General features: G+C 69.6%; 17 protein-coding genes and 1 other RNA gene. 10 read left to right on the top strand and 8 right to left on the bottom strand.

Features of this window, described 5'->3' with window-relative positions:
- Positions 1-27: 27 nt before the first annotated feature.
- On the bottom strand, positions 28-1293 hold the full coding sequence (locus GGR12_RS03435) for a type III PLP-dependent enzyme (RefSeq protein WP_183202907.1): 1266 nt from the start codon (positions 1291-1293) through the stop codon (positions 28-30).
- A gap of 294 nt (positions 1294-1587) precedes the next feature.
- Between GGR12_RS03435 and GGR12_RS03440 the strand changes: the two genes are divergently transcribed.
- The 5 genes from GGR12_RS03440 (at position 1588) to GGR12_RS03460 (ending at position 7693) form a co-directional block, all read left to right on the top strand.
- Entirely contained in the window at positions 1588-4377 is a 2790-nt protein-coding gene (locus GGR12_RS03440; RefSeq protein WP_183202909.1) for a M16 family metallopeptidase, read from the top strand.
- Between the two features lie 121 nt (positions 4378-4498).
- Positions 4499-5296: a phosphonate ABC transporter ATP-binding protein gene (phnC, locus tag GGR12_RS03445; protein WP_183202911.1), complete on the top strand. Its 798-nt coding sequence runs from the start codon at positions 4499-4501 to the stop codon at positions 5294-5296.
- A complete protein-coding gene (phnD, locus tag GGR12_RS03450) occupies positions 5293-6294 on the top strand; it encodes a phosphate/phosphite/phosphonate ABC transporter substrate-binding protein (protein WP_183202912.1) in 1002 nt (333 codons plus the stop codon). The genes phnC and phnD overlap by 4 nt, the downstream gene beginning before the upstream one ends.
- Positions 6295-6350: 56 nt before the next feature.
- The gene (phnE, locus tag GGR12_RS03455; RefSeq protein ID WP_183203745.1) at positions 6351-7109 is read left to right on the top strand and encodes a phosphonate ABC transporter, permease protein PhnE; all 759 of its coding nucleotides are present in this window, start codon (positions 6351-6353) and stop codon (positions 7107-7109) included.
- Between the two features lie 26 nt (positions 7110-7135).
- Positions 7136-7693 (top strand): hypothetical protein, encoded by a 558-nt coding sequence (locus GGR12_RS03460; RefSeq protein ID WP_183202915.1) that lies wholly within the window; start codon positions 7136-7138, stop codon positions 7691-7693.
- Between the two features lie 79 nt (positions 7694-7772).
- On the opposite strand, the gene thrS is transcribed toward GGR12_RS03460, so the two are convergent.
- From thrS to GGR12_RS03480, 4 genes are read right to left on the bottom strand one after another with little or no spacing between them, the layout of a single operon-like run.
- Positions 7773-9698, bottom strand: a complete 1926-nt coding sequence (gene thrS, locus GGR12_RS03465) for a threonine--tRNA ligase (RefSeq protein ID WP_183202917.1) — start codon at positions 9696-9698, stop codon at positions 7773-7775.
- 2 nt (positions 9699-9700) lie between these two features.
- Complete coding sequence (yidD, locus tag GGR12_RS03470; RefSeq protein ID WP_183202919.1) at positions 9701-9958, bottom strand: membrane protein insertion efficiency factor YidD; 258 nt, start codon at positions 9956-9958, stop codon at positions 9701-9703.
- A gap of 46 nt (positions 9959-10004) precedes the next feature.
- On the bottom strand, positions 10005-10475 hold the full coding sequence (locus GGR12_RS03475; RefSeq protein ID WP_183202922.1) for an iron-sulfur cluster assembly scaffold protein: 471 nt from the start codon (positions 10473-10475) through the stop codon (positions 10005-10007).
- A gap of 18 nt (positions 10476-10493) precedes the next feature.
- Positions 10494-11345, bottom strand: a complete 852-nt coding sequence (locus GGR12_RS03480; RefSeq protein WP_183202924.1) for a tetratricopeptide repeat protein — start codon at positions 11343-11345, stop codon at positions 10494-10496.
- Positions 11346-11438: 93 nt separating this feature from the next.
- Here GGR12_RS03480 and GGR12_RS03485 point away from each other — a divergent pair, with 93 nt between their 5' ends.
- Entirely contained in the window at positions 11439-12821 is a 1383-nt protein-coding gene (locus GGR12_RS03485; protein WP_183202925.1) for a leucyl aminopeptidase family protein, read from the top strand.
- 106 nt (positions 12822-12927) lie between these two features.
- Entirely contained in the window at positions 12928-13713 is a 786-nt protein-coding gene (locus tag GGR12_RS03490) for a C40 family peptidase (protein ID WP_183202927.1), read from the top strand.
- Positions 13714-13782: 69 nt separating this feature from the next.
- Here the strand turns inward: GGR12_RS03490 and GGR12_RS03495 are convergent, their stop codons facing one another.
- The gene (locus GGR12_RS03495; protein ID WP_183202929.1) at positions 13783-14508 is read right to left on the bottom strand and encodes a c-type cytochrome; all 726 of its coding nucleotides are present in this window, start codon (positions 14506-14508) and stop codon (positions 13783-13785) included.
- Positions 14509-14645: 137 nt separating this feature from the next.
- Between GGR12_RS03495 and GGR12_RS03500 the strand changes: the two genes are divergently transcribed.
- Positions 14646-15371, top strand: a complete 726-nt coding sequence (locus GGR12_RS03500; protein WP_183202931.1) for a 3-deoxy-manno-octulosonate cytidylyltransferase — start codon at positions 14646-14648, stop codon at positions 15369-15371.
- A 173-nt stretch (positions 15372-15544) separates the two neighbouring features.
- On the opposite strand, the gene nudC is transcribed toward GGR12_RS03500, so the two are convergent.
- A complete protein-coding gene (gene nudC, locus GGR12_RS03505) occupies positions 15545-16477 on the bottom strand; it encodes an NAD(+) diphosphatase (protein WP_183202933.1) in 933 nt (310 codons plus the stop codon).
- Positions 16478-16563: 86 nt separating this feature from the next.
- Here nudC and ffs point away from each other — a divergent pair.
- Positions 16564-16657: signal recognition particle sRNA small type (gene ffs / locus GGR12_RS03510), an RNA gene on the top strand.
- Between the two features lie 39 nt (positions 16658-16696).
- Here the strand turns inward: ffs and GGR12_RS03515 are convergent.
- Positions 16697-17299 carry a hypothetical protein gene (locus GGR12_RS03515; RefSeq protein WP_183202935.1) on the bottom strand — a complete coding sequence of 201 codons (603 nt, stop codon included), beginning with the start codon at positions 17297-17299 and terminating at the stop codon, positions 16697-16699.
- A 135-nt stretch (positions 17300-17434) separates the two neighbouring features.
- Here GGR12_RS03515 and GGR12_RS03520 point away from each other — a divergent pair, with 135 nt between their 5' ends.
- Positions 17435-19309, top strand: coding sequence for a DNA polymerase III subunit gamma/tau (locus GGR12_RS03520; protein ID WP_183202937.1), 1875 nt, complete (start codon positions 17435-17437; stop codon positions 19307-19309).
- Positions 19310-19342: the final 33 nt, after the last annotated feature.

Here is a 19342-nt window from a genome sequence, read left to right on the forward strand (position 1 = left end):
TGCTGAATAGAACGCGTTAGTGACGGTTTAGCGCCGTTGCTTCTTCCGCTGGCCTGCCTTGCCCTTCGGGCGCGACAGACGGACGACCTTGCGGGCCTGCTCTTCGGCCGAGGTGCGCACGGTCGGGATGGACCGCGGCGCCAGGCCGTAGAGCGAAGCCATCGGGGCGTCCTCGACCGCGGCGATGTCGTGCTCGCCGTAGCCGTTGAAGCCGGTCGACATGGCCACGCCATAGGCGCCGAGCATGCCGATCTCGATGAAGTCGCCTTCCTGCACATCGGCCGGCAGCCAGAACGGGCCTGGCATGTGGTCGATGGAGTCGCAGGTCGGGCCGTAGAAGCGGAACGGTTTCAGATCGTTCGAGGCGTCGCCGTCCCGGACCAGCTTGGTCGGGAAGGGCCAGCGCGAGTGGGTCGCGTCGAACAGCGAGCCGTACGAGCCGTCGTTGAGATACAGGGCATCGCCCTTGCGCAGATCGACGCGGCACAGGACCGACGAGGATTCGGCGACCAGGGCGCGGCCGGGCTCGCACCACAGTTCAGTGGTGTGGGTGACCGGCATCTCGCGGAAGCCGCGATGGATGGCGTCGGCGTATTCGCTCATGTCCGGCGGGACCATGCCCGGGTAGACCGAGGGGAAGCCGCCGCCGACATCGACGATGTCGACGATCACGCCGGCGCGGCTGATGGCGCGGCCGACCTGGGCCATGGCGGCCTCATAGGCGGACGGGCGCATGCACTGCGAACCGACGTGGAACGAGACGCCCATCAGGCCGTCCTTCACGGCCTGGCGGGTGGCCAGCAGCAGGGACGGGGCCTGGTCCGGCGAGACGCCGAACTTGCCCGACAGCGAATAGGCCGCGCCGTCGGCCGAGACGGCCATGCGCACGACCAGGTTCAGGTCGTTCGCGTCGCCGGTGGCGTCGACGATCTTCTTCAGCTCGTCATGGCTGTCGAGCGAGAAGGTGCGGACGCCGTGGTCGAAATAAGCGCGGGTGATGGCCCCGCGGCTCTTCACCGGATGCATGAAGGCCAGGCGCGCGTCGGCGCTGACCGAGCGCACCAGCTCGATTTCGGCGAGGGAGGCGACGTCGAAGGCGGTGACGCCCGACTCGATCAGGGTCTCGATGACCCAGCGCGAGGGGTTCGCCTTCACCGCATAGAAGACGTCAGCGTTCAGATTGTCCTGGAACCAGCGCGCCGCTACGGAAACCGAACGCGGCCGCACGAGTGCGACGGGGCGTTCAGGGGACCGCTCGCGGACCAGGTCCAGGGGAAATGGATACGTGCGCAATTCACGTAAACCCCTGTAATTGTTAAACCCAGACCGGCGTTAGCAGCGCAACGTTAGACCTACGGGGTCCGCCGGAAGGCGCGATATGGGGTCATGCGCCTGTCATGTAAAGCGGTTTTTTTCAGGCAGGTCCTGAGGTTGCCGGTCGTTTGTCCGGGAACGGACAGTCATTTCGCCGACAGGTCGGGAGCGCCGCCGCGTCCAGCGTCGCTGTTCGTGACTCAGCCGTAACTTGTCGCCCCGGGCGCGGCTGATACGGTTTCGGCCGGTTGCAGGGACAGGGGAATATCCATCATGCGCAGCAGGACCGTCGTCGCCGCTCTGGCGTTCGCCCTGGTGGCGGGCGTCTCGCCCGTCATGGCCCAGGTTCCGGCCTCGGAGCTGGCGCGCAGCGTCGACATCCCGTTCGAGGAGTTCACCCTCGACAACGGCCTGCGGGTCGTCGTTCACACCGACCGCAAGGCGCCGGTCGTGGCGGTGGCCGCCTGGTATAATGTCGGCTCCAAGGACGAGCGGGCAGGGCGTACGGGCTTCGCCCACCTGTTCGAACACATCGGCCTGTTCAATCCGACCGAGAACGTCCCCGGCGGCCTGATGGAGCCGCTGCGCGCCATGGGCGCCACGGACTGGAACGGCACGACCTGGTTCGACCGCACCAATTTCTTCCAGACGGTGCCGACCTCGGCCCTGGACCAGGCTCTCTATATGGAGAGCGACCGGATGGGCCACCTGCTGGGCGCGCTCAACCAGGAGCGGCTCGATAACCAGCGCGGCGTGGTCCAGAACGAAAAGCGTCAGGGCGACAACCAGCCGTACGGTCTGGTCGAGTACGCCCAGCTGGACGCGCTCTTCCCTGAAGGCCACCCGTACCGCCACTCGACCATCGGCTCGATGGCCGACCTCGACGCCGCCAGCCTCGAGGACCTGCGCCAGTGGCACCGCGACAACTACGGTCCCAACAACGCCGTGCTGGTGCTGGCTGGCGACATCGACGCCGCGGAGGCGCGGCGGCTGGTCGACAAATACTTCGGCCACATCCCCCGCGGCGCGGTGAACGAGCCGGCGGAAGCCGACATCCCGACACTGGCCGCGCGGATTGACGAGACGCTGCACGACCGGGTGCCGAACACCCGCCTGTACCGCACCTGGATCGTGCCCGGCCTGCTGGACGCCTCTGCCGCCGATCTCGACGTCGCCGCCACCGTCTTCGGCGGCCTGGCCAGCTCGCGCCTCGACAATGAACTCGTGCGCGGCGACCAGACGGCCACCGCCGTCACCGCCAGCTACCAGCCCTTCCACCGCATCGGCATGTTCGAGGTCAGTGTGGACGTGAAGCCGGACGAGGACGTCGCCGCCGTCTCGGCCCGCCTCGACCAGCTGATGGCCGACTTCATCGCCTCGGGCCCGAACGCCGACGAGGTCACCCGCGTGGTCAACACCCGCATGGCCCAGCGCATCGGCTCGCTCGAGCCGGTCGGCGGCTTCACCGGCAAGGCGGTCGTGCTGGCGGAAGGCGAACTCTACGCCGGCGATCCGGGCCACTATCGTCAGGAGCTGGCCGCCTACGGCCAGGTGACCCCGGCCTCGGTCCAGACCGCCATGAACCGCTGGCTGACCCGCCCCGTGCTGGCCATCCGCGTGGATCCGGGCGAGCGCGAGCCCTATGCCGAGGCCGCATCCGACCGTCCCGCGCCGCTGCCGCCGGCGCCGCTGGAGATCGCGCCGCGCGAGCCCATGCCCGCCGTCGGGCAGATGAAGCCGCTGGACTTCCCGACCGTCGAGCGCGCCCGCCTGTCGAACGGCATCGAGATCGTCTACGCCCGCTCGACCACCGTCCCGACCACCCAGATGACGGTCGAGTTCAACGCCGGCGTCGCCGCCGACCCGGCCGATGCGCTGGGCACCCAGCGCCTGATGCTGAACCTGCTGACCCAGGGCGCGGGCGATATGAACGCCGTCCAGATCGCCGAGACGACGGAACGGCTGGGCGCCAGCCTGACCGCAAATGCCGGCATCGACCGCACCGCCGTCAGCCTCGGCGTCGTCAGCCCCAATCTGGAGCCCGGGCTCGATCTGCTGGCCACCGTCATCCAGCACCCGACCTTCGCGCCCGCCGATCTGGAGCGCATGCGCGCGCAACAGCTGTCGGCGATCGCCCAGGAGCAGAGCTCGCCCAACGGCATGGGCGCGCGCGCCTGGCCGGGTCTGCTGTACGGGCCGGACCACCCCTACGGCCGTCCCTTCTCGGGCCTGGGAAATCCGGCCGCCGTGGAAGCGCTGGACCGCGACGACCTGACCGCCTTCCACCAGCGCTGGATCCGTCCGGACAACGCCCGCATCTTCGTGGTGTCGGACAAGCCGCTGGGCGAACTGGTCGCCCTGCTGGAGCCGCGCTTCGGCTCCTGGGCCGCGCCGTCGGTGGCGAAGGGGGCGAAGAATTTCGACGCCGCCATCCCGGCGCCGACGCCGCGCATTGTCCTGATCGACCGGCCGCAGTCGCCGCAGTCGCTGATCATCGGCGCCGAGGTGCTGCCGGTGTCGGGCCGCGACGACCTGGTCACCTTCCAGGCCGCCAACGAGGTCATCGGCAACGGCTTCCTGTCGCGCATCAACCAGGACATCCGCGAAACGCGCGGCTGGTCGTACGGCCTCAGCGGCCGCGTGACCCTGACGGAGCAGCGCTCGCCCTATCTGATCAGCGCCCCGGTGCAGTCGAACCGCACCGGCGAGTCGATCGCCGTCCTGATGGATCAGTACAAGGCGTTCCTGTCGGATCGCGGCGTCAGCGCCGCCGAGCGCGAGCGCACCGTCAACGGCAACGTCCGTCAGCTGCCGGGCAGCTTCGAAACCTCGGCGGCCGTCCTCAACGCCATGCGCACCAACGCCCTGTACGGCCGTCCGGACAACTATTGGGAGACGCTGGCTCCGCGCTATGAGGCCATGTCAGGCGAAGCGATGGACGAGGCCGCCCGCCGCATCATCGACAGCCCTGACTTCGTCTGGGTCGTCGTCGGCGACGCCGCCACCGTGCGCCCGCAGCTGGAAGGCCTCGGCCTTCCGGTCGAGGTGCGCGCGGCCCAGTGACGCACATGTGGCGGCGACTCCGTTCTGCTGGACGAAATCGCCGCCGCCGTGTCATTAAGACTTGCCTCGCGGCCCCGTTGGGGGCATGCGGCGCGCCCTTGCAACCGCTTCCAGCGTGTCCATGACCACAGCCACAGCCGCCGTCGCGTCCGTGAAGGACGTGTCCAAGACATTCGGCTCCCGAAAGGCCCTGAACGGCGTTTCCGTCGAGGTCGCAGCAGGTGAGATGGTCGCCCTGATCGGACCTTCGGGCTCGGGCAAGTCGACCCTTCTGCGCTCCATCACCGGCCTGCAGTCGATCGACGCGGGCAAGGGCACGATCTCCGTCTTCGGCGAAGTCGTGCAGAAGAACGGCCGCGTGACCGGTCAGGTCCGCGCCGCGCGCCAGAAGCTGGGCATGATCTTCCAGCAGTTCAATCTGGTCGGTCGCCTGTCGCTGTTCTCGAACGTCATGCTCGGCGCGCTCGGCCGTCTGCCGGGCTGGCAGGGCTTCTTCGGCGCCTGGCCGATGGCGGACAAGCAGAAGGCCATGGCCGCCCTGCACCGCGTCGGCGTGTCCGAATACGCCGCCCAGCGCGCCAACACCCTGTCGGGCGGCCAGCAGCAGCGCGGCGCCATCGCCCGCGCCCTGGTGCAGGGCGCGAAAGCCATTCTGGCCGACGAACCCGTCGCCTCGCTGGACCCGGTGTCCGCGCGCAAGGTGATGGAACTGCTGGTGGAGCTGAACCAGCGCGACGGGCTCGGCGTCATCGTGACGCTGCACCAGGTCGACTACGCTATTCGCTACTGCGAGCGCGTCATCGCGCTGCAGGCCGGCAAGATCGTCTACGACGGTCCCTCCACGGGCCTGGACACCAAGCGCCTGATCGAAATCTACGGTCCCGAATTCGAGGACGCGTTCTGGGAAACCAAGGCATGACCTTCCCCCGTTTCACCCGCCGGCTGGCGCTCGCCGCCGTGCTCGCGCTCGGTGTCGCCTCGTGCGGCGCTGGCGGCGACGCGAAGAAGGCCGGCGGCGCGCCGACCGAGATCACCTTCTCGATCCTCTCGGCCGAGGGCCAGGCCTCGTCGGGCCCGCTGTGGCAGCCGCTGCTGGACGACATGTCCAAGGCCATCGGCGTGCCGGTGAAGCCCTATTTCGGCTCGAACTACACCGTGCTGGTCGAGGCCATGCGCGGCAACCAGACCCAAGTGGCCTGGTTCTCGGCCAAGCCGGCGATCGAGGCGATCGATCGCGCCGACGCCGAGGTCATCGCCCGCACGGTCAACAAGGAAGGGATGGACAGCTATCGTTCGACCCTGATCGTCCGCGCCGGGTCGGGCATCACGCTTGAGCAGGTTCTGGCCTGCGGCCAGCGCTACAATTTCGGCATCGGCGACGCCCAGTCGACCTCGGGCACGCTGGCTCCGATGACCTTCCTGTTCAATCCGCGCCAGATCGTCCCGGCCCAGTGCTTCAAGACCGTGCGCTCGGCCAACCACCAGTCGAACGCCTTCTCGGTCGCCTCGGGCGTGCTGGACGTGGCCACGTCGAACACCACCAACACCGTCTTCATGCGCAAGCAGAACCCGCAGGTTCTGAGTCAGATCCAGGAGATCTGGCAGTCCCCGCCGATCCCGGAGTCGGGCATCGTCGTGCGTGAGGACCTGCCCCCCGAGCTGAAGGAGAAGATCCGCAGCTTCTTCCTGACCTATGGCCAGGGCGAAGGCGCCGAGGCCGAGCGTCAGCGCCAGGTGCTGGCGGGTCTCGAGTACTCGCGCTTCAACGCCGCGGACGACGACTACCTGAACCCGGTCCGCGAAATGGTCGCCGACCAGAAGCTGACCGAGGCCCGCGCCAAGGGCGACGCCGCGGCCGTCACCGCCGCCGAGCGCGAACTGCAACGTCTGCGCAGCCTGCGTGAGGTCCAGCCTTGACCGCCGCTGCTCCCGCCGTCGCGCCGACGGCGATCCCGAAGCCTCCCTCGAAGTCGATGGGCGCGTGGGCGCTCGACGTCCTGATCTGGGGCGGCGTCGCCGTGCTGCTGATCTACAGCTTCGGCCCGGTCGAGCTGGGCAACGTCACCCGCCTGTTCAGCAACAACGAGAACACCCAGAATTTCGCCCGCGAGCTTCTGCGGCCCGACTTCACCGACTGGCGCCTGTTCGTCGAGAAGATGTGGGAGACGGTCCAGATCGCGCTGTGGGGCACGTTCATCGCCGTCTTCCTGGCCATCCCGATGGGTCTGGCCGCCGCGCGCAACATTGCGCCGGTGTGGGTCGTGACGCCGGTGCGCTGGGTCATGAACCTGCTGCGCTCGATCCCCGATCTGGTCATCGGCCTGCTGTTCGTCGTCGCCGTCGGCCTCGGCCCGCTGCCCGGCGTTCTCGCCATCGCCCTGAACACCGCCGGGGTGCTGGCCAAGCTGTTCTCGGAAGCCGCCGAGTCGATCGACAAGGGCCCGGTCGAGGGCGTGCGCGCCACCGGCGCCTCCAAGCTGCACGAGATCAACTGGGGGGTCATCCCGCAGGTCGCGCCGCTGTGGACCTCGTTCGCCCTGTACCGCTTCGAGTCGAACAGCCGCTCCGCCACCGTGCTGGGTCTGATCGGCGCCGGCGGCATCGGCCAGGTGCTGTTCGACCGCATGAACGCCTTCGACTTCCAGGCCGTCTCCGCCATCGTGATCATCATCGTCATCGCCGTGACCCTGATCGACATGCTGTCCCAGGCCATGCGTAAGCGGCTGCTCTGAAAAAGCTCGTAGTCACCCTTCTCGCTGTGCTGGCGGCGGCTGTCCTGGCCGCTGTCTTCACCTTTGACTCGTGGCAGCGGCCGCTGGAGCATTTCCTCTGGCCTCCAAAGGTCGGCGAGCATGGTGAACTGGCCTATGAGCTGGTGTCCGAAACACCTGTCCGTCCCTACCCCGATGCGGTTTCGGCGCGGCTGTTCGTCGAGAACGACGGGCCCGAGGGTAGTCCCGAAGTCGGGGTGATGATCGAACCGCAGGGGCGCCTGCTGACTGCCGCCCAGCGCAGGGAGTTCGAAGACTCCCTGTCGAAGGTGTCAAGTCGGGGTGGCAGCGCCGCGGCCTGCTTCATCCCGCATCACTTCCTTCGCTACTACGACGCGGCCGGGCAAAAGGTCGGCGAGATCGCCGTCTGTTTCTGCTGCAGCGGCGCGGTCTCGACGCCAGCGTTGTTCCCTTACCAAGGGGGCGGGCCGCTGCATCCCTACTGGAATGAACTCGCCTACGACCGCGAGCGGCTCAAATCCCTCATCGAGAGCCTCGGCCTGCCCGCGGATGTGTGGTGCCGGGAGCGCGACGAGCCGCGCTGACCCCCGACGGCCTGACGCCCAATGAAAAGCCCGCCCCCGTGATCGCGAGGGCGGGCTTTCTGTTTTCAGCGCGTCCGGATCAGGCCTGACGCAAATCCGGCGGCGTGGCCTCTTCCGTCAGGATGCGGATGGCTTCTTCGACGGTGACGACTTCCTGGGCCTGGGAGCCGAGGCGACGGATGGCGACCTTGCCTTCCTCGGCCTCCTTCTTGCCGACGACGGCGATGACCGGGACCTTGCCGACCGAGTGCTCGCGCACCTTGTAGCCGACCTTCTCGTTGCGCAGGTCGATCTCGGTCCGCAGGCCGGCGGCCTTGAACTTCGCCACGACTTCGCGGGCGTAGTCGTCGGCTTCCGAGACGATGGTCGCCACCACGGCCTGGGTCGGCGCCAGCCACAGCGGGAAGGCCCCGGCGTAGTTCTCGATCATGATGCCGATGAAGCGCTCGAACGAGCCCAGGATCGCCCGGTGCAGCATGACCGGCCGGTGCTTCTGGCCGTCCTCGCCGATGTAGGTCGCATCCAGCCGCTCGGGCAGGACGTAGTCCAGCTGCAGCGTGCCGCAGGTCCATTCGCGGCCGATGGCGTCCTTGACCACGAAGTCGAGCTTGGGCGCGTAGAAGGCGCCGTCGCCCTCGGCGATCACCGGGTCGACGCCGGCGGCGGCGGCGGCCTCGGCCAGCATGCCCTCGGCCTTGTCCCAGAACTCGTCCGAGCCGGCGCGGATTTCCGGGCGCGTGGCCAGGTTGATGTAGGCCGTCTCCATGCCGAGGTCGGCGTGGATCATCCGCGTCAGACGGATGAAGCGCTCCGTCTCCTCGACGATCTGGTCCTCGCGGCAGAAGATGTGGGCGTCGTCCTGGGTGAAGCCGCGCACGCGCATGAGGCCGTGCAGGGCGCCCGACGGCTCATAGCGGTGGCAGGCCCCGAACTCGGCCATGCGCAGCGGCAGCTCGCGGTACGAGCGCTGGCCGATCCCGAAGATCTGCACGTGGCCCGGGCAGTTCATCGGCTTGAGGGACAGGGTTTCTCCCTCGACCGTCTCGCAGACGAACATGTTGGGGCGATACTTCTCCCAGTGGCCCGACTTCTCCCAGAAGGTGCGGTCCAGCACCTGGGGCGTCTTGACCTCGACATAGCCGGCGGCGTCCAGGCGACGGCGCATATAGGCCTCGATGACCTGCCACAGGACCCAGCCTTTCGGGTGCCAGAAGACCATGCCCCGGCCCTCTTCCTGCATGTGGAAGAGCTCCATGGCGCGGCCCAGCTTGCGGTGGTCGCGCTTCTCGGCCTCCTCGACGCGCAGCAGATAGGCGTCCAGGTCGGCCTGGTTGGCCCAGGCCGTGGCGTAGATGCGCTGCAGCTGCGGATTGCGGTGGTCGCCGCGCCAGTAGGCGCCCGCCAGCTTGGTCAGCTTGAAGGCCTTGCCAACGAACTTGGTCGACGGGAAGTGCGGCCCGCGGCACAGGTCGACCCAGTCGCCCGTCCGGTAGGTGGTGATCGTCTCGCCGGCCGGCAGGTCGCGGATCAGCTCGGCCTTGAAGGCCTCGCCCTTGCCCTCGAACAGCTTGATCGCCTCGTCGCGGTCCCAGACCTCGCGCACCAGCTTCTCGTCGCGGTCGACGATCTCGGCCATGCGCTTCTCGATGGCGGTGAAGTCGTCCGTCGAGAACGGCTCCTCGCGGAAGAAGTCGTAATAGAAGCCGTCGTCGATGGCCGGGCCGATGGTGACCTGGGTGCCGGGGAACAGCTCCTGCACCGCCTGCGCCAGGATGTGCGCGGCGTCGTGGCGGATGGTCTCCAGCGCGTCCGGGTCGTCGCGCATGATCAGTTTGAAGTCGCCGCCGACTTCCAGCGGGCGGTCCACGTCCCACTGCTTGCCGTTGATCTCGACCAGCGCCGCGCGCTTGGCCAGCGACGGCGAGATGGAGGCGGCGACATCGCGGCCGGTGGCCGAGGGCTCGAAGCTTCGAACCGCGCCGTCAGGGAATTTAAGATCGATCATCGTCAGTCTGCTTTGGCTTTTTGGCCCCTGGGCGGAACCGGGTCGTAGCCCGATGCGCCGAAGGGGTGGCATTTACAGAGGCGCCGCACCGTGAGCCATCCCCCCTTGAGCGGTCCGTGCTGGATCAGCGCGTCCCGTCCGTAGTCGGAGCAGGTCGGCATGAACCGGCACTGCTGCCCGATCAGGGGCGACAGCGTCACCTTGTACCCGCGATGGGCCAGTCGGACGCCGCGTTCGTAGAGAGATCCGCCGGATGCCATGTTGGTCGCGCTTATCGACCGCGAGGGCGGTCAGGACAAGCGACCATCAGGCCGCGCCGGCGAGGCTAGTTCGGGTGTCGGGCGTTTTCCGCGCCAGGGCTTCGCGCACGGCGTCCAGCGTCGCCTCGATGGCGACCATGGTCGAGGCGTGGCGCGCCGGATAGTCGGCGACCTGTTTCAGGGCGCGCAGGCCCTCGAAACGGCCTTCCGGACCTTCGCCGCCGGTCTTCAGCATGGCCAGCATGGCGTCGCGGGCGGCGTCCAGCTCATCGGCCGTCGCGCCTATGACGGACTCGCCCAGCACGCCCGCCGCGGCCTGGCCCAGCGCGCAGGCCTTCACGTCCTGGGCGAAGGCGGCGATACGGCCCGCGTCGTCCAGAACCACGTCCACGACGGCCTTCGAACCGCACAGCTTGGCGACCCGCTCGCCGGTGCCTTCAGGCGCAGGCAGACGGCCGCTGTGCGGCAGGTTGGCCGCCAGCTTGAGGATGCGCGCGCTGTAGAGCTCGTCGATCATGGAGCCCTATGTAAGGGATCAGCTGCCCTGAAGCGAGGTCCAGGTCCGGGTGCTGGCCTGCTGCTCCACGGTCCCGCCCGCCATGCGGACGCGCAGCCATTCCAGGTTCTGGTCGGCCAGTTCGGGCGGCAGGTCGCGGCGCAGAATCTGTTCCGCCTCGCCCAGCTTGCCGTTCAGGCCCAGCGCCATGGCCAGGTTCAGCCGCACCTTCAGCGAGGCGCCCGGCTGGGCGGCGGCGCGGCGCAGCAGGGGTTCGGCCGAGGCGTTGTCGCCCCGCGCCATCGACGAAATGGCCATATTGGTCAGCACGTCGGGGTTCTCGGGCGACAGGGCCAGGGCCTGGGCCCAGGCGGCGCGCGCGTCATCGGCGCGACGGACCTGTTCGTAGGCCGCGCCCAGCAGCGACCACGCACGCCAGTCGTTCGGTTGAAGGTTGCGGGCGTACTCCAGCGCATGGATGCCGTAGAAGGCCTGGCCGCGCATGATGTGGCCGCGGCCGACCTCCAGCATCGCCTCGACGTTGGCGGGCTGAACCATCAGAACCCGCTGGGCGATGTCGACCGACTGGTCGTAGCGACCCATCTGACGCAGCGCCTCGGCGGCCTTCACCCCGGCGACGGGGTCGGCCGGATTGATCTCGGCCTGCTCGGCCCAGAACATCGAGCGGCTCAGCGGATCGGCGCGATCGTAGGCGGCGCGGACCTCGGCCGTGGCCGGCACGCGCGGGGCAGGGGCGGCGGGCGCCGCGGCCGCCGGCGCAGGGGCCTGCTGGCGTTGCTGTTGCTGCGTCTGCCGTTGCTGCGCCGCCGCCGGCCCGGCGAGGGCGGCGATGAGGGCGACGGTTGCGATGACGGCGGTCGTGCGCGACATGGGGGGCGCTCCGGAAATTTCGGCTCCAAAGTCGGTCTTCGGCGTCAACTGCTGGTTAACATCGGCCCTCGCCGGGTCGGAAAGGCCGTCACTATGTCCATTCTGCACCCCGACCTGCTGACCGCCGACGCGGAAGGCGCGCTGCCCGTCCGGGTCGTCGCGAAGGACGCGGCGCTGGAAGGGACCGAGGCGGCGTGGGCCAGGGCCAACGACTTCACCGGCAAGGCGGGCCAGTTGCTGCTTCTGCCGGGCCCTGACGGGGCCGTGGCGGGCGCCCTGTTCGGCGCGGGAGACGCCTTCGATCCCATGAGCGCGCGCGGGCTTACGGCGCGGCTTCCGGAGGGGCTGTGGCGGCTGGAAGGCGTCAGCGCCGACGACGCGGGCAGGGCGGCGCTCGCCTTCGCTCTCGGGGCCTATCGCTTTGACCGCTACAAGGCCCGCCCGGCGGCGGCCGCCCGCATGGCCGTTCCCGGAGGCGAGGTCGCGCCACTGCTGAACATCGCCGCCGCCTGCGCCCTGACGCGGGAGATGGTCGACACCCCGGCCGCGGACATGGGGCCGCTGCAGATCGAGACGATCGCGCGGGAAATCGCCAGCGCCTCGTCGGCCTCGATCGCTGTCACCACCGGCGACGCCCTGCTGGAGGACAACTATCCCTCGGTCCACGCCGTCGGTCGCGCCGCCGCCCCGCACCGGGCCCCGCGCGTCATCGAGATCGGCTGGAAGCTGGATCGTACCGACCTCCCGCTGGTGGCGCTGGTCGGCAAGGGCGTGGTCTTCGACACCGGCGGCCTGGACCTCAAGCCCGCGGCCGGCATGCGCAACATGAAGAAGGACATGGGCGGCGCCGCCCACGCCCTGGGGCTGGGCCGGCTGGTGATGCAGGCCGATCTGCCGGTTCGGCTGGTGGTGCTGGTCGCGGCGGTCGAGAACGCCGTCTCGGGCGACGCCTTCCGGCCGGGCGATATCCTGTCGACCCGCAAGGGCCTGACCATCGAGGTCGGCAATACCGACGCCGAGGGCCGCCTGGTCCTGGCCGACGTCCTGACCCGGGCTGAGGAGCATGCCCCGGACCTGACGCTGGATTTCGCCACCCTGACCGGCGCGGCGCGCATGGCCCTGGGGCCCGAACTGCCGCCGCTCTACACGGATGACGAGGGGCTGGCGGCGGATATGCTCGACGCGGCCCGCGCCGTCGGCGACCCGCTGTGGCGCATGCCGCTGTGGCCCGGATATCGCCCGGCGCTGGAGGCCGAGATCGCCGACCTGCGCAACGACCCGGCGGCCTGGGCCCAGGCGGGCTCCGTCACCGCCGCCCTGTTCCTGCAAAGGTTCGCGCCGGCGACCGGGGCGTGGGCTCACATGGACATCTTCGCCTGGAATCCCCGCGGCCGGCCCGGCTGGCCGGAAGGCGGCGAAGCCCAGGGGCTGAGGGCCAGTTTCGAGATGCTGACCCGCCGCTTCGCGAAAAAGTGACCGGTTCGGAGCCCGGAACGCGTCCACGGTCTGCGAAACCGTCCGTCCGTTAACGGCCCTTTCGGCATATGGCGCTACGAAGACGGCTCAACCGGACGAGCCTCGCTTGACCACAGCCGCCGACAGTTTCGACCCCCGCACCACCCTGGCCCGGCCCGATCTGGCCGATCAGGGGCTGGAGGGCGTCGTGCGTGCGCGGGTCTATCGCGCGCCGCGGCCGATGCATTGCGCGGTCGCCGTGGCCGACATCCGGGCCGATATCGCGGGCGACTCCACCCTCGTTGACCAACTGATTTTCGGCGAGGCGTTCGACGTCCTCGATATGCAGGGCGATCGCCTGTGGGGCCGCGCCCGTCGCGACGGCGTCGTCGGCTGGGTCGACCGCGCCTCGCTCGCGGGCGGCGCGCCGCTGGCCACCCACCGGGTGGGCTCGACCGACGCTCCGCTGCCGCTGAACGCCCTCGTGGTCGAAGCCGGAGAGCCGGAAGGGCTCGCCCTCATCGGCGCCTTCGCCTCCGATCCTGTCGAGGTCGCCGAGCGGCTGCTCGGCGTGCCGCATCGTCCGGGCGCGCGCTCCTCCCAGGCCACCGACTGCGCCGGACTGGTCCAGCAGGCCCTCTACGCCTGCGGCCGCGCCGCCCCCCGCTATCCCGACCAGCAGGTCGAACTGGGCGAGGCCGTCGACCGCGCCGACGCCCGCCGGGGCGACCTGGTGATCTGGCTGCACGGCGATCTCGGCCCGTGGAACGGTCACTCGGCCTTCCTGCTGGCCGACGGCCAGGTGCTGCACGCCACCGGCCACCACGGTGCGGTGGCCGTCGAGCCGCTGGCCGAGGCCGAGGCCCGCTACGCCGCCGGGGGCTTCAGCGCTCCGCGCTTCCGCCGCCTCTGATTTCCGTCACTGGAACGAAAAAGGCCCCGCCGTCGCCGGCGGGGCCTTTCCGTATGGATCGTCGTGACCTTAGCGCGGGCTGGTGCCGCTGCTGGTCGAGGCCGACGGAGCCGCAGGCGTCGCCTGGGTCGTCGACTGGGCGGCCGGCGAAGCGCCGTCGATCGGGGCCTCGCCGGTAGCGGCCTCAGCGCCCGCCTCGGCGGCGCCTTCATCCGGAGTCGCGGCGGCGCCGGGCTGACGCGAGGGATCCGGCGCCGGAATGGCCGTACCCGTCGAACCCTGGGTGCGCAGCCAGGCGATCAGGTTCACGCGGGTCTGCTGGTCGCGGATGCCGGCGAACGACATCTTGGTGCCGGGGACATAGCGGCCCGGGTTGGTCAGGAACTGGTCAAGCTGGTCGTAGCCCCAGGTCGGCGCTTCGGCCTTGTGGGTCGCCATGGCGTCCGAATAGGCGAAGCCGGCGCGGTGCATGACCGGTCCGCCGAGGACGCCATACAGATTCGGGCCGATCTTGTCGGCGCCGCCCTGGTGAGCGTCGTGGCAGGCCATGCATTTGGCGAAGGCGGCTTCACCGGCGGCCAGATCGGCGGTCGGCAGAACCGTACCCCAATCCGGCGGCAGGACCGGCGCGGGGGTCCCCGCCTCAGCCTCTTCCGGCGCGTCTACGAAGAAGCCCATCTTTGCGGGGGGCTCGGTGTGAAAGACCATCGCCGTGCCTTCGCGCACCAGCAGGATTACGAAGGCGGTCGCCAGACCGGCGCCCAGAATCTTGTTCCACTTCAGATCGCCGCTCATCGCGTCGTCGCATCCCGTACGTTAGGGCCCGGCCGGAAAGACGGCGGGCGAATTCTTGCGTGGGCGTCTCTTACACGCTAGCGCCGCCTTCGCAACCGGCCCGGAACTGTCCGGGCGTCGCAGGCGCGGATGAAACGATGAATCCCCTGATCCTGATCCCCGCGCGCATGGCCGCGACCCGCCTGCCGAACAAGCCGCTCGCGGATATCGGCGGCAAGCCGATGATCGTGCGCGCCTACGAACAGGCCGCCCTGTCCGGCCTGCCTGTCGCCGTGGCCGCCGGCGACCGCGAGATCGTCGACGTCATCGAGGCCATTGGCGGCGTCGCCGTGTTGACCGATCCGGACCTGCCGTCGGGCTCCGACCGCATCCGCGCGGCGCTGGAGGCCATCGATCCGGACGGGGCGCACGACGCCGTGATCAATCTGCAGGGCGACATGCCTTTCGCCGATCCGGGCCTGGCCACGGCCTGCGCCGCCCTGCTGCACGGCGAACCGTCCTGCGACATCGCGACCCTCGTCGCCCGCGAGGCCGACGTCTCCGACCGCTCCAACCCGGACGTGGTCAAGGCGGTGCTGGCCCTGCCCGAGGGCGAGCGTCAGGGCCGCGCCCTCTATTTCACCCGCTCGACCCTGTACGGCGACGCCCCCGTCTGGCGGCACATCGGCCTGTACGGCTACCGCCGCGAGGCGCTGCTGAAGTTCTGCGCCGCCCCGCCGTCGCCGCTGGAGCGCCGTGAGAAACTGGAACAGCTCCGCGCGCTTGAGATGGGCCTGCAGATCTGGGCCGCCGTCATCGACGAGGCGCCCCTGTCCGTCGACAACCCCGTCGACCTGGAAGCGGCTCGGGCGCTGGCGGGCTGAGATCGGCCGGCGAAGCCGGCGTTCATCCGGGGCCAGTCACCGGCCTGAGTTCATCACGAAGGCCACGAAGGGTGCACGAAGGACACGAAGAGGGTCGCGCCTCGCACCAATACCTTTGTGATCTTCGTGCACCCTTCGTGTCCTTTGTGATGAAATTCGGCTTCGCCGATTGATCACACCTCGAACCCGTCCACCCATGCCTGCAGCAGCGTCCGGGCGATGGCGATCTTCGGCGGGGCCTTGATCGTAGGGTGGGTTCCCGCCAGCACGGCGGCGGCTTCCGACTTCGTCAGCCAGGCCACCGCCTCCAGCTCCGTCTGGTCCGGCCGCGCGTCCTCCGAATCGACCTCGCAGAACAGGCCGATCATCAGCTGCGACGGGAAGGGCCACGGCTGGCTGGAATGATAGCGCACCGCCGTCACCGTCAGCCCCGCCTCCTCGGCGATCTCGCGAGCGCAGGCCTCCTCGATGGTCTCGCCCGGCTCCTGGAACCCCGCCAGCGCCGACATCCGCCCCTCCGGCCAGGCCGCCTGCCGCCCCAGCAGGCAGCGCGGTTCCGCTCCGCCCTTGTAGATCGCCAGCATGATCGTCACCGGGTCGGTGCGCGGGAAATGTTCGGTGCCGCAGGCCGGACAGACGCGCTTCCAGCCGCCCGAGGCATCCTCGCTCTTGGTGCCGCAGGCGGCGCAGAAGCCGTGCCGTGCGCGCCAGTCGAACAGGCTCTTGGCAGTCCCCGCCATGGCCGCGTCCGGCCCCGCCAGCATCGCCGCCGCCTCGCGCATCTCATGGAACACGCCCAGCCCCTGCAGCGGCCCGGCCGTCGGATCGACCGGCCCCTCGACCTCGACCGCGAACACCGGCGCGTCCTTCCAGAGGCCCAGGAACAGCTCCCGGTCCGGCACCACGGCCCGCGCATGCTCCAGCCCCAGCCATTGCAGGCGCGGCCCATCGCGGTGGTCCTCGATCAGCGGCTTGCCCTGCCACAGCACCATGGCCAGCGCCTCGGGGTTCGCCCCCTGCTCGGCCAGCCATTCGGGATCGTTGCGGCGGTCTCCGGCCCGGTCGAGCGGATTGCCGGCGAAGGTGTTCAGCGCGGGAAGGGGCATGGCCCTCACTTAAACCTCCACCGCACGGAACGGGAGGGGCGTCGGCGAGAGCCTTGATTCAACCGTCCTGAACCGTCATATCCCGTCTCGGAGATCGCGGGCGAAGGCTTCGCCAATCTGGTCAGGGCCGGAAGGCAGCAGCCACAACGAATTCACCTTCGGGTCGCGGTCTCCACCTCTTCTCCTGAAATCGCCAGGTCGAGGCCCCGTCTGACGTCGTCAGTCGGCAGGTCGGATCGCGCCGATCAGCAGCATCTCGGTCCCGTCCGATTCCACCACCGTGGCCAGGAAGACCTTCTCCTCCCGCACGACGCGGAGGAACTCCGCCTCACTATCGTCGTCGAGCAGGTCCGGGCGGGAGATGAAGCCTGCGCCCTGCGGCGAGAACACCCAGGCCGTGTGCTCCTGAACCTGCATCGGTTCGATGGCCAGGAACGCGCCGAGTTGCGCGATGAAGTCGCCCTTTTCGCCGATCACCGGGGCGATCGCGCAGAAATCCAGTTTCACGCCGCCGAGGCCGAAGACGTCCTCGCCGCTGCCCCAGCCCGTCATCAGCAGGTCCAGCTCGGTCGGCGGCTTGTCCGTGAATCCTGCGGGATCCTGGCTGAGGAAGATCCGCGGATCCTCGAACATCGGCTCTTCGCCCAGCGTCTCCGGCGGCAGAGGCACCCAGCCGTCGGCCTTGGCGAGTGCGGCCGATGTGGCGCCATCGACCTTCGTATTGATGCAAAGCTTGACGAAATTCTCGAACGGCTCGGCGGCCGCCGGACTGGCGAAGAGGCAAACGGCGAGGACGCCGCCCACGGCTGCTGCACGAAACATACTGGTATCCCCCCGGCCTTCGCGGCCCCGGCAGCCTTAACACGCGGCGGTTCGCCGACAAGGTCACCGCACTGATCCACGGTCGCGTGGCGCTCGGGGGATGGCACTCTTCGTCCGTCGCGCTAAGGATCGGACATGAGCGACGTCGATCCGAGTCTCGAAGGTCCCCCGTGGGACGAGGACGCCCCCGCCGGCGAGGCGGAGGAGCGCGACCCCAATACAGAGGACATGTTCGGCGCCCCGGCTCCCGCGCCTGAGTCGGCCGCCGCCGCGCCCGTCGAAACGCCGGTCGCCGCGCCGAAGGCCGTGAAGCCCATCGCCGTCTCCGAACCCGCGCCGGTCGAGGGCGACGGCGAGGCCTACACCGTGCTGGCGCGGAAATACCGCCCGCGCACCTTTGAGGACCTGATCGGCCAGGAGGCGATGGTCCGCACCCTGACCAACGCCTTCGCCACCGGCCGCATCGCCCACGCCTTCATGCTCACGGGCGTCCGCGGGGTTGGCAAGACGACCACCGCCCGCCTGCTGGCCCGCGCCCTGAACAACGAGACCGACGTCATCGACCGGCCCTCGCTGGAGCTGACCGCGCTGGGCCGGCACGACGCCGCCATCATGGCCGGCCAGCACATGGACGTCATGGAGATGGACGCGGCGTCGCACACCGGCGTCAACGACATCCGCGACATCCTGGAAAGCGTCCGCTACGCGCCGGTCGAGGCCCGCTACAAGGTCTATGTCCTCGACGAGGTCCACATGCTGTCGACGCAGGCGTTCAACGCCCTGCTGAAGACGCTGGAGGAGCCGCCGCCGCACGCCAAATTCATCTTCGCCACCACCGAGATCCGCAAGGTGCCGGTGACCATCCTCAGCCGCTGCCAGCGCTTCGACCTGCGCCGCGTCGAGCCCGAGATCCTGGTCGAGCACCTGGCCCGCATCGCCGACCGCGAGGGCATGAAGATCGAACAGGAGGCCCTTGCGCTGATCGCCCGCGCCGCCGAGGGCTCGGTCCGCGACGGCCTGTCCCTGCTGGACCAGGCCCTGGTCCAGGCCGAGAGCGGCGAGACGGTGAAGACCGAGACCGTCCGCGACATGCTGGGCCTCGCCGACCGCACCCAGACCATCGCCCTGTTCGAGGCGGTCATGGCCGGCCGCACGCCCGAGGCGCTGGAGCTGTTCCGCGCCCTCTACGGCTACGGCGCCGACCCGGTGCAGGTGACCAACGACCTGCTGGAGCACTGCCACGCCGCCTCGGTGGCCAAGATGCTGGGCCCGAACGCCACCCGCCTGCCCAACGACCAGGCGCAGAAGCTGGCGGCGCTCGGCGCGGTGATTTCGGCGGGCACCCTGGCTCGCGTCTGGCAGATGCTGCTCAAGGCCCTGGATGAGGTGCGCCGCGCCCCCAATCCGGCCGATGCGGTCGAGATGGCCATCGTGCGTCTGGCCTATGCGGCCGACCTGCCGGGACCGGAAGAGGCGCTCAAGGCCCTGCGCGACGCCGAACCGGTCGGCGGCGGCTCCGGCGGGGCGGCCCCGCGCGGCGGCGGGGGCGGCGGCGGCGCCTCGGCCCAGCTGGCGGCGCGGCCTGTCGCGGCGCCCGTCATCCCCGATCCGCAGACCTTCGAACAGGTCGTCGCCCTGATCGGCGAAAAGCGCGAGGTCGGCCTGCAGATGGACGTGCAGCGCTTCGTCCGCCCGGTCGCCTTCAAGCCCGGCGCCATCACCTATGAGAGCGTCGACGGCGCGCCGCTCGATCTGGCCCGGCGGCTGTCGTCGCGGCTGAAGGAGTGGACCGGCCGCACCTGGCTGATCGCCGCCAACGGCCAGGGCGGCGGCGAGACCATGATCGAGGTCGACCGCCGCAAGCGCGCCGAGGAGCGCGCCGAGGTCGAGGCCGACCCCTTCATCGTGGCCGTGATGGAGGCCTTCCCCGGCGCGAAGATCAGCGAGATCCGCAAGCTCGCGCCCGCGGTCGAACTGCCGGCGATTCCGGACGAGGCGGACGAGGACTGAGTAGGATCCGGGCGCTGCTTCCGATCCATCGCG

Origin of the sequence: Brevundimonas lenta, assembly GCF_014196335.1 — a bacterium.
Classification (GTDB): domain Bacteria; phylum Pseudomonadota; class Alphaproteobacteria; order Caulobacterales; family Caulobacteraceae; genus Brevundimonas; species Brevundimonas lenta.